Genomic DNA, 519 nt, shown 5'->3' with positions numbered 1-519 from the left:
CTGGCGGTCGCGGCCCCGCGCAGTTGGACCGACACTCGCAATCGTTCCGCGAGCAAGTCGCCCCGTCGAAGCCCTTCGCTCGATCGGCTCGCGTGCCGCGGTCTGTGATCGTCGCAGCCTCGACGAGCTGAAAGCATCGCACAAGATCGAAATCGTCATGGCCCGGCGGGACCCCGGGACGAGCCGGGCCGGTACGAGCCGGGCCATGACGGCGGTGGAACGTCGAGGCCGACGAAGGCGGCGTGACCTCCGACTCGTGTCGCGCGGATCACGCCGGCTGCGGCTGCAGGGCCGGGTAGTCCGTGTAGCCCTTCGCGTCCCCGCCGTAGAAGGTCGCCTGGTCGGGCGCATTCAGCGGCGCGCCGCGGCGCAGGCGCTCGACCAGATCCGGGTTGGCGATGTAGGCCTTGCCGAAGGCGACCAGATCGGCGCGACCGTCCGCCACGGCCGCCTCGGCGAGCGCTGGCGTGTAGCCGTTGTTGGCCATGTAGGCGCCCTTGAAGGCGCGGCGCAGCGCCG

Annotated in this window: 1 pseudogene; it reads right to left on the bottom strand. The window is 71.5% G+C overall.

Annotated elements, in window-relative coordinates:
* Positions 1 to 268: 268 nt before the first annotated feature.
* A pseudogene (locus ABTU92_RS29300) lies at positions 269 to 519 on the bottom strand (alkene reductase); the annotation flags it as partial.

The organism is Rhodoplanes sp. SY1, assembly GCF_046000175.1.
Lineage (GTDB): Bacteria > Pseudomonadota > Alphaproteobacteria > Rhizobiales > Xanthobacteraceae > Rhodoplanes.
The sequence above is the reverse complement of the archived record's forward strand: the minus strand, read 5'-3'. Positions and strand labels throughout refer to the sequence as shown.